The organism is Planktothrix sp., from assembly GCF_046067725.1.
Classification (GTDB): Bacteria; Cyanobacteriota; Cyanobacteriia; order Cyanobacteriales; family Microcoleaceae; genus Planktothrix.
Map to the genome: position 1 here is coordinate 1 of NZ_JBJUDF010000346.1, position 3,476 is coordinate 3,476.

5 protein-coding genes are annotated in these 3,476 nt (G+C 40.1%); 2 read left to right on the forward strand and 3 right to left on the reverse strand.

What is annotated here, in order from left to right:
- A partial coding sequence (locus ACKPEB_RS21425) for a filamentous hemagglutinin N-terminal domain-containing protein (RefSeq protein ID WP_408967044.1) occupies window positions 1–640 on the reverse strand: 640 nt, incomplete at its 3' end.
- A 152-nt stretch (window positions 641–792) separates the two neighbouring features.
- On the opposite strand from ACKPEB_RS21425, the gene pyrE reads away from it, so the two are divergent.
- Window positions 793–1,419, forward strand: coding sequence for an orotate phosphoribosyltransferase (pyrE, locus tag ACKPEB_RS21430; protein WP_408967045.1), 627 nt, complete (start codon window positions 793–795; stop codon window positions 1,417–1,419).
- 56 nt (window positions 1,420–1,475) lie between these two features.
- Entirely contained in the window at window positions 1,476–1,991 is a 516-nt protein-coding gene (locus ACKPEB_RS21435) for a hypothetical protein (RefSeq protein WP_408967046.1), read from the forward strand.
- 54 nt (window positions 1,992–2,045) lie between these two features.
- On the opposite strand, the gene ACKPEB_RS21440 is transcribed toward ACKPEB_RS21435, so the two are convergent.
- Both ACKPEB_RS21440 and ACKPEB_RS21445 read right to left on the reverse strand, forming a co-directional pair.
- On the reverse strand, window positions 2,046–2,945 hold the full coding sequence (locus tag ACKPEB_RS21440; RefSeq protein ID WP_408967047.1) for an LD-carboxypeptidase: 900 nt from the start codon (window positions 2,943–2,945) through the stop codon (window positions 2,046–2,048).
- A gap of 40 nt (window positions 2,946–2,985) precedes the next feature.
- Window positions 2,986–3,476, reverse strand: a 491-nt coding sequence (locus ACKPEB_RS21445) for a glycosyltransferase (protein WP_408967048.1), incomplete at its 5' end; no start/stop codon positions are given.

Sequence of the window (3,476 nt, forward strand, 5' to 3'; positions counted from 1 at the left end):
CTGCTAATAAGTTAATATTTTCTCCAGGGGAAACGCTGAGGTTTCCTAAATTCACTAAACTCCCAGGATTTTCAGTATTAAAGACAAAATCACTGGGTGTTCCGACTAAAGTTTGCCATTGATTTTCTCCCAACGCTTGAAACCAATTTTGATTCCCAAACCCAATACTGCTGGCGGTGGTTGCGGTAAAAGATGCCGGAATATTTAAACTGGCATTTTCTCCAAATACAATTCCAGCAGGGTTAATTAAAAATAAATTAGAATTTCCTCCTGTAACCTGAATTAACCCATTAATAAAAGATGGTTCTCCCCCCGTCACTCGCCCTAAGATATTTTGTAGGGTGGGATTAGAAATAAAATTCAGAATTTGGCCTTTAGATAGTCCTAATTTCTCAAAACTATGAAATAAATTTTCCCCATTGACCGATAAACGACCGCCATTAATATTAAACTGATTGCCTTGGAAATTAACGCGGGTTCCCGTTCCATCCTGGGCGGGAATAATCGTTTGTGCAGTGCTTAAGATAGGAAACAGACTGATAAAGACAGTGGCAGGAACCAGTAACCCGGTCGTCGTCAGCACAACTGAAATTTGAGATGACCATTGCCAATTCGGGGTGCTTTTTTCTGTCCGTTTCATATTCCAAATTAATCCACGCCAGTTTCGATCTATCCTAAACTAATTCTTTCTCAACGGCAACTCTTCATCTTGATCAAAAATCATAAATTTTTATAAAATTATGCGATTTTATGCTATTATAAAATTATGAACTTAATCTTTTTCTAGGATCAATGGATCAACAACAACAGCACGTTACTTTAAATGAGTCGGTCGCCACAACGGATTTAACAAGTTTGCGACATTGGCTACTGGATTTATTGTGTCAGTTAGCCTATAAAGAAGGAGATTTTGTACTGTCTTCGGGTCAACAAAGTTCCTATTATATTAATTGTAAACCAGTCACTCTTCACCCTCAAGGTTCTTTAGCTATTGGTCGTTTATTATTAGCTCTGTTACCTCAACAAACTCAAGCTGTTGCTGGATTAACCCTCGGCGCTGACCCGATTGTATCAGCCGTGAGTGTGGTTTCAGCTTATGAAAATCAGCCGGTTTTTGCCTTAATTGTTCGTAAGGAAGCCAAAGGACATGGAACCCAAGCGTATATTGAGGGGCCAAGCTTACCTGCGGGTGCGGCGGTGGTGGTCTTAGAAGATGTGGTGACAACGGGACAGTCAGCGATGAAAGCGGTTAAACGCTTACAGGATGCGGGTTATCAGGTGAATCATATTATTGCCTTAGTAGATCGACAACAGGGAGGTAGAGAACTTTACGAAGCAGAAGGGCTAGAGTTTCAAAGCTTATTTACGATTGATGAACTCAAAGCCCATAATGCTATCATCAACGGTTCAAAAATATGATATCCTCCTGATATTTCTAGTTTTGCCACATACCATCCCTTCCCCAAAAATTATCGATGAATAGCAAACATTTAATCGGGCTTGGATTTGCGCTGCTGTTAGGTACAGTGTTCCTGGGAACTGCGGTTGCGAAAGAACTCACCGCAGATGAGAAAACTGTGGTTTGTAAACTCAAAGAAGTCATTAAGGAGGCGGGAAGAGACGGTTATGAATTGGCTTTTTGGCCCGTTGTCCGTAAGGGGCCACCGAAAGCCAACGCCCCTTTAACCATGCGGCTTGATCCCTCTATTGAATATTTATTTGTTGGCTATTGTGATGAAAATTGTACCGATGTTAATTTAAGTGTGAAAACCCTCGACGGGAAAGTTTTACAGTCCGAGAAAGATACCTTATCGGTGATGACCTTTAAACCCCCCGAATTCAAAGATTATGAACTTAATCTGAATATGGCGACTTGTAGCGCGAAGGATGGGTGTGTTTATGGGATTGGAATTTTAGCCCCCAAAGGCGTTAAAGTTCCCCACGCTCCAGCATTACCAAAAGAAATCGCTCAATTCGAGTTTTGTCAATAATAGATTTAGCTTTTCCCACCCCCTTTCCAGTCAGGAGAGGGGAGGATTTTGATGTTAATTAAAACTTAAAATTCCTTGGTCTCCATCCAAATGAACTTGCTGACCCACTGGTAAAATTGCATTAGGGCCATCATGACCAAAGGGCAAATTAGAAACAATCGGAATTCCTAAATCTTCTAAGCGATTTCGTAAAACTTCTTCTACAGAAAAGCGATTAGAATTTCCCTCGACTTCACACCGACTAAATCGTCCTAATGCTATTCCTCGCACTCCTTGAAACGCACCCACCATGCGCCAATAAGTTAACATTCGATCTAAACGATAAGGTTCTTCATTAACATCTTCAAACGCCAGAATCGTATCCGTTAAATCCGGTTGATAAGACGTTCTTAATAGATGGGTTGCAACGGTTAAATTAGCCGGAAATAATCGCCCAGAAACGCAACCTTTCTGCCAACTTTCTCCTTGTAATGTTTCAAAATACCCCGTTTCTACTCCTCGAAATAAACGTTGAATTGACCAATCCGGTTCACTAGCTAAGGTTGTTAAAACAGGGCCATGTATTCCAATAATTTGTGAATGATTAGAAAAAGCCCATAATAATCCCGTGATATCCGAAAATCCGATTAAAAATTTAGGAACAGTAGAATCAATTTCAATTTCATCTAAATTCCATCCTTCTAATAATCGTGTTGATCCAAATCCCCCTCTGGCGCATAAAATCCCCCGACAACTTTCATCTTTTAACGCTTCTAATAGTTGTTGTCGTCGGTTTTCATCGGTTCCTGCTAAATAGCCCCAATTCAGATCAAAACCCGATGTGAATTCAATTTCATAACCCTGCGATCGCCAAATTTCAACGCCTTTATTAAAGCGTTCCCACTCTTTTAACGCGCCACTGGGGGAAATTACTCGTAATTTATCGCCCGGTTTTAATCCTTTAAAATCAGCCATAATTTCTGTGTTTTTGTAGTTTTAAAAAGCCTTAAAAGACTTATAACGAGAGAACTTGAGCAAACCATTGTTCAATGCGATCGCCCAAAGCTGCTAAAGAATATTCTGTTTCCGCCTGTTGACGACAAACAGAACGATCAATTTGATCTAACTTTTGAATCGCACGAACTAACTCATTGATATTATCCGGTTCTACTAACCAACCTGTTATCCCTTCTCGAATAATTTCCGTTGGCCCTCCTCGACGATAGGAAATCACAGGAACCCCACAAGCTAACGCTTCGATCGCCACATTTCCAAACGCTTCCATCCAGCGATGGGTCATCAGTAACCCTCGACATTGACGTAGGTGTTCTTGAAGTTGATTTGTTGATAAAAACCCTAAATATTGAATTGGTGCTTCAGAATAATTTTGAATAATTTGTTGCCAATAAAGTTCATCTTGAATAATACCCATAATTTTTAAAGGAATTCCCGTTGTTAATGAAGCATAAACTGCATCTTCTAACCCTTTTTCTGGGGAAATTCTTC